The sequence below is a fragment of the Cryobacterium sp. MDB1-18-1 genome (assembly GCF_004402735.1).
GTDB lineage: Bacteria > Actinomycetota > Actinomycetes > Actinomycetales > Microbacteriaceae > Cryobacterium > Cryobacterium glucosi.
Window position 1 is genome coordinate 1 of sequence record NZ_SOFR01000002.1, and the last position, 5,943, is coordinate 5,943.

Below are 5,943 nucleotides of genomic sequence, written 5' to 3' on the forward strand. Positions count from 1 at the left end.
ACCTCCGTGACTTGTGAAGATTTCAGATACCTCCACTAAGCCCGGAGGTCCTCCCTCTTCACAAGCCCGAAAGTGTCACCAACGTCATGGCCGGGTACATGTAGCCGGCCGCTTCGACCTCGGCGTTGTTGGTGTTGACGGTGAGCTTGGCGCCGTTGAGCTGGCCGCCCTTGACGGCGTTCAGCATCGCGGTGACATCGGCGAGCACCTTGATGGAGAGGTTGTCGTAGTGCACGGAGCTCGGGTCCCAGTACTTCGGGTTCTTGGTGAACTCGTAGTTCGTACCGACGACGGTCTTGGTGGTGTCGAGGATGTACGGGCCGCTGCCGACCGGGTTGGTCTTGAGGTCGGCGTTGCCGAAGGCCTTGGGGCTCTCCTGCATACCGGCGTTCTGGGTCAGGTAGTGCAGCAGGGCCGGGTCGGCCTGGGTGAGGGTGAGGGCGACATGGGTGTCGTCGACGGCGTTCGCGTCGGCGAGTGACGCGAGGAAGGATTTGTTCGGCGAGGCGCCGTCACGGAAGCGGATCAGGTTCTGGGCCGCGGCATCCGGGTTGAACTTGGTGCCGTCGGTGAAGGTGACGTCGTCGCGAAGGGTCAGGGTGAGCACCGTCTTGGTGTCGTTGTACTCCCACTTGGTGGCCAGGTCGGGTCCGACCTCGCCGGTTGGATCCGCCTTGAGGAGGGTGTCGTAGACCGCCTGGCCGTAGGGGCCTCATTGGCGAATGCGATATCCGCGGCCGAGAAGGTGGTAGCTGGAACGATCACGCCGAGGGTGAGTGTGGTCGGGGCGCCGGAGGTGGTCGTGGTGCTGGTTGCCGAGCAACCCGTCAGGCCGAGAGCAAGAACTGCTGCGGCCGCCGTGAGGCTTTTCCATCGGAACATCGGTGTTCCCTTTCAGTGGGTGATCCCTCTTTGGGTCGCCTGGCTGAAAAGCTAACAGGAAAAGCGATTAACTACTAGGTTTTCATCAAATCGTTTTTTCCCGCGCTAGAGTCAGCGCATGACTATGACGGGGAAGTCGCGTGGGAGCTACGCCAAAACGGCAGGCCGACGTCGGGAAATCCTCGAGGCCGGCATCGAGGTGTTCGCCAACCACGGTTTTCGCAACGGTTCGCTGCGGGAGATCGCCGAGCGGGTCGGAATGAGCCAGGCCGGCCTGCTGCACCACTTCTCGAACAAGAACGAACTGCTCGCGGGCGTGCTCGCACTGCGCGACGAGCGCTCCGTGGCGCTCGTCCCCATCGATGGCACGCCCGACATCGAGACGATTCGCGGCATCGTGCGCGTGGCGGAGTACAACGCCGAATTCGCCCCGGGTCTTGTGGAACTGCACTGTGTGCTCTCCGCCGAGGCGACGGCGCCAGAACACCCGGCCCATCAGTACTTCCTCGACCGGTATACCTGGGTCGTCGGCCTGATGGTCGACGCGTTCACCAATGTCCAGGCGGCGGGCCAGCTGGTCGATGGAGTCGAGCCGGCGAGCGCCGCGCGGTCACTCATCGCGCTCAGCGACGGCCTGCAGGTGCAGTGGCTGCTCGCCCCGGACACCCTCGACATGGCTGAGGAGCTCCGGCGCTACCTACGCCCCCTCTTCACGATCGACTTCTAGAACTCTCCCCGGCCTTTTCCGGTCGAGAGTCACCGGTATGCCTGGCACTCTCGACCGGAAAGGTCACTCTCTAGCGGCGGCGTGGGCAGCGAGCTTGGCGGTGAAGTCGGCGAAGAGCAGGCGCAGGTCAAGCCGGGTGTAGACCCGGATCTGGCGCGGACCCTGCCGCGGCGTGGGATCGTAGCTGCCGTCCGTGAGGATCCGTGGGGCGGTGCAGGTGACCCACGCGCTCGAGGACGGGTCAGGCTCGAAACTCGAGTGCAGCGCGGTCAGGAGCACGAGCGGGCTGTCACCGAGGATGTACGTCTCACCGAGGTTGATCCCGTGCCGCCCGGCCGTGTCCGCGACCCCGGCGAGCGCCGCGTAGAGGTGCCGGCCGATCGCACCGCAGGGCCGTACCGAGGTGAGCAGCTCGGCCCAGGAGAACAGCGTCTGCCGGTAGGCGTCCCGCGGCACCTGCCAGAGCGGAATCCGGGAGTCGAAGATCACCTGGGCCGCACGGATGTCGATGGCGAGGTTGTATTCCGCGCCGCTCGTCCCCGGCGGCGCGGCCGCGATCCCGTCGTGTTCGGGTCCCCCGATCCAGACCAGGGTCAGCCGGTCGGCGATCCGCGGCTCGAGCAGGTAGGCGCTCGCGATCTCGGTGAGCCCGGCGCCGCACGCGACGAAGAGCGGAAGCTCGGTGTTGTCGCGGAGCACCTCCCGGATGATCAGGTCGGTTGCGTCAGAGCGGATGGCCGTGGTCCGGTCGCTGAGCCCGACGTTCGACCCGGCGATGACCGGGATGCTCCCGGTGCGCCCGAGCAGGTCGAGGACCTTTTCGGCGGCGGCGGCGGCTGCGTTCGTCGCGGTCTGCTCCGAGGGATCGAACGGGTCGCCGGGGCGCAGGTGCGAACCGATGATCGCCCGGATCTCGACCGACGGCGACAGCACGTGGTGCGCGAGCTGGACGAGGCCGTCCGGATCCCCGGAGAAGTCGTTGTCGATGATGACCCGGGCGCGGGGCCGGACCACCCGCTGCAGCTCGGCTTCGATCGGGGGCAGCGCCCCGGCATCCGTCTCGATCTGGTTCATCGTGCCTGCGCCTTCGCCCGGGGGAAATATCGCAACCAGACTACAAGTGTCCCCGGCCCCGCCCGTCCCAGGTGTTCAGTGCGGGGCCGGGCAGGACTAGCGTGCGGGACGGCCGGCCCCCTTCTCGCAGCATCCGCCGGGGCAGCCGGGCAGTACGGGGCCGTGCTGGCGCGCGAGGGCGAGGGTGGCGAGGGCCGCGACGAAGGCGGGGTGGATGCCGGGGGTTGCGACGCGTTCCATCGCCAGTCCGAGGCTGGCTGCGGTGGCGGCGGCCTCGGTGTCGAGGTCCCAGAGCACCTCCATGTGGTCGGAGATGAAGCCGATCGGCACGATCACGACTGCCTCGGTCCCGTCGGCGGCGAGCGCTCGGAGCGCGTCGTTGACGTCGGGTTCGAGCCACGGCATCGCCGGCGGGCCCGAGCGGGACTGGAACGCGAGCGACCAGGCCGGCTGGGGTGCATCGGGGGCGGCAGCGCCCGGTTCGGCGAGGGCGGCCATCACGGCGACCGCGACGGCCCGGTGCTGGGCGAGGTAGGCCCCACCCGTGCCCCAGCCGGCGTCGCGCGGACCGCTGCGGTCGGCATCCGCTGTCGGGATCGAGTGCGTCGTGAAGAGCACCTGGGTGCGATCGACCGGCACGCCCCGCGCCGCGAGGCGTGCGAGAGCGGCACGCGCGCCCTCGACGAAGGGCAGGACGAAGCCGGACTCGTCGAAGTACGGGCGCACCGCGTTGATGTGCACGGTGGTGTCGAGCCCCGTCGCGGTCAGGGCCCCGGCGATGTCCTCACGGTACTGGCGGCAGCTCGAGTATGAGCTGTACGCGCTCGTCGTGATCGCGAGGAGCCGGGTATGACCGGCAGCGGATGCCGCCCGCACGGTGTCCGCGAGCAGGGGCGTCCAGTTGCGGTTGCCCCAGTACACCGGCAGCGGCTCACCCCGGTCGGTGAACTCCGCCTCGAGGGCGGCCCGCAGGGCCCGGTTCTGCCCGTTGACCGGGCTCACTCCCCCGAAGGCCCGATAGTGGGTCGCGACGGTCTCGAGCCGTTCCTCGGGGATGCCGCGACCACGGGTGACGTTGCGGAGGAAGGGGATGACGTCGTCCTGCCCCTCTGGGCCGCCGAAGCCGAGCAGGAGCACGGCGTCGTACGCGCGGTCAGGCTGGGTCTCCTCCCCCGGCTCGCTCATGCCGTCAGGCCGGCCGCAGCATCCGCGCCCGGCTGGTACGGGCAGGCCGGGTCTTCGCCGAGGGGATCTCCGCTCGAGGCGAAGGCGCGCGCCCGCGAGCCGCCACAGAGGTCGGCGTATTCGCAGCTCCCACAGCGTCCGGAGAATTCGGTCGCGCGGATCTGCTTGAGCAGCGGGTTGTCGCGATAGATCTCGGCGAGCGGGGTCGTTTCGACATTGCCGAGGCCGAGCGGCAGGAAACCGGCCGGGTAGACGTCGCCGTCGTAGGCGACGAAGACGATGCCCTTGCCGTCGCGGGTCGACGCCGTCTGCGCGCGGGGCAGTCCGATCGGCGGCCCCATCAGGGACTCGAGCCGGCCGGCCAGCCGTTGGTATAGCGCGGTCTCCGGCGCCGGGTCTCCCGCGCGGCGCCGGGCGACGACCCGGCGGAAGAACGGGGCCTCGACCGTGCGGACGATGAAACCGTGTTGGGAAGCATCGAAGAGGAAGTGGCAGATCTCTTCGTGTTCCTCGGGCGTGACAGCCTCCGTCGAGACGCCGCGTCCGACCTGGACCAGGAAGAAGACCTCCCAGATGGCCGCGCCCGCGTTCGAGATGAGGGCCGCGACATCCGCCAGTTCGTCGACGTTCGCGCGCATCACCGTCGTGTTCACCTGCACGCTGAGCCCGGCCGAAGCGAGGGCGCGGATGGCGTTGACGGTGTCCTCGAAGTGGCCGGGGATGCCGCGCACGCCCTCGTGGGTCGGCGCGCTCGCACCGTCGAGGCTGATCGATACGGCCTTCACCCCGCTCGCGACGATCTTCTCGATCATCGCGGCGGTGAGGGTGGGCGTGACCGAGGGTGAGAGGGCCGTCGGCAGTCCGAGACCGGTGGCGTACTCGACGAGCTCGAACAGGTCGGGGCGCATCAGGCAGTCGCCGCCGGTGAGCACGAGGATCGGGTACGGCCGGCCGAAACCGGCGATCTGGTCGATCAGGTCCTTGCCCTGGGCCGTCGTGAGTTCGCCGGGCAGCGCCTGCATCGTCGCGCTCGCGCGGCAGTGCTTGCAGGCGAGGGCGCACGCCCGGGTCGTCTCCCAGAACACGAGCATCGGGCGCTTCGAGTAGTCGGGGCCGGGGCCGCGCCGGGCGGCGGGCAGCGTCGGCAGCACGGCGGGGTGGCCGAGCACGTGGCTCCTGGTCTCGTCGACGATGCTCATGCGCCGACCTCGCTCGGTGCCTGCGCCGCGGCGATGGCGCCGGCGGCGATGCTTTCGGCGATCCGGGTGGCGACCCGCTCGGCGTCGGCGACGCAACTCGCGAGGCCGACTCCGCGATAGCCCGATCCGGTCAGGTGCACCCCGGGCAGTGCGGCGAGCTCCCGGTCGGCGGTGTCGAGCCGGCCCTGGTGCCCGACGACGTATTGCGGCATCCCGAGCGGCCAGCGCTCGATGTGGTGGCTGGTGGGTCTCCCGGTCAGCCCGAGCGCCTCGACGAGTTCGGCGTGCACCTGCGCGACGAGGGTCGTGTCGTCGAGGCCGGCCCAGCGGGTGTCCCCGGCGCGCCCGACCATGCAGCGGATGATGACGGTCTCCTCATCGGCGAGGTGCGGCCATTTCTCGCTCGAGAACGTGCAGCCGACCACGAGTTTGCCCTCGACCGGCGGAACCAGGAACCCGTTGCCGCCGAGCGGGCGACCGAGCGCGGAGCGCGGGTAGGCGAGGCAGATCGTCGCGACGTCCGTGTAGGGGATCCCGGCGAGCGCGGCCCCGAGCACGGGGCTCTCGGCCAGGAGCAGTCCGGCGGCGACAAACGCGGGGGTGGCGATCACGACGGCGTCGGCCTCGACACTCGTCCCGTCGGAGAGACCCACGTGGTAGCCGGCACCCTCGCGGGCCAGACTCGTGGCGGCCGTGCCGAGGCGGATGTCGTCGCTCGCCGCCCGCGCGGCGAGCGCGTCGATGAGGCGGGCGAGTCCGCCCTCGACAGTGACGAGGGTGGCCCCGCCGGCCCGGGCGAGCCCGGGTGCCGTTCCGGCGGGCGCCGTCGCGCGGGACCCGGCCGCGGCATCCCCCGCGGTGGCGACGGGCACGGAT

General features: G+C 69.9%; 5 protein-coding genes and 1 pseudogene. 1 reads left to right on the forward strand and 5 read right to left on the reverse strand.

Going from position 1 to position 5,943, the window contains the following annotated elements; translation table 11 throughout:
• Window positions 1-58: 58 nt before the first annotated feature.
• Window positions 59-646, reverse strand: a pseudogene (locus E3O50_RS00385) (ABC transporter substrate-binding protein); the annotation flags it as partial.
• Window positions 647-1,000: 354 nt separating this feature from the next.
• On the opposite strand from E3O50_RS00385, the gene E3O50_RS00390 reads away from it, so the two are divergent.
• Window positions 1,001-1,609, forward strand: a complete 609-nt coding sequence (locus tag E3O50_RS00390) for a TetR/AcrR family transcriptional regulator (RefSeq protein WP_134447060.1) — start codon at window positions 1,001-1,003, stop codon at window positions 1,607-1,609.
• A 63-nt stretch (window positions 1,610-1,672) separates the two neighbouring features.
• Here E3O50_RS00390 and E3O50_RS00395 read toward each other — a convergent pair whose 3' ends face one another.
• The 4 genes from E3O50_RS00395 to hemG all read right to left on the reverse strand — a co-directional run.
• Window positions 1,673-2,683 (reverse strand): nucleoside hydrolase, encoded by a 1,011-nt coding sequence (locus tag E3O50_RS00395; protein ID WP_134447058.1) that lies wholly within the window; start codon window positions 2,681-2,683, stop codon window positions 1,673-1,675.
• Window positions 2,684-2,779: 96 nt separating this feature from the next.
• Entirely contained in the window at window positions 2,780-3,868 is a 1,089-nt protein-coding gene (locus E3O50_RS00400) for a ferrochelatase (protein WP_134447056.1), read from the reverse strand.
• The gene (locus E3O50_RS00405) at window positions 3,865-5,067 is read right to left on the reverse strand and encodes a TIGR04053 family radical SAM/SPASM domain-containing protein (RefSeq protein ID WP_134447054.1); all 1,203 of its coding nucleotides are present in this window, start codon (window positions 5,065-5,067) and stop codon (window positions 3,865-3,867) included. The genes E3O50_RS00400 and E3O50_RS00405 overlap by 4 nt, the downstream gene beginning before the upstream one ends.
• A partial coding sequence (gene hemG / locus E3O50_RS00410) for a protoporphyrinogen oxidase (protein WP_134564533.1) occupies window positions 5,064-5,943 on the reverse strand: 880 nt, incomplete at its 5' end. The genes E3O50_RS00405 and hemG, both read right to left, overlap by 4 nt.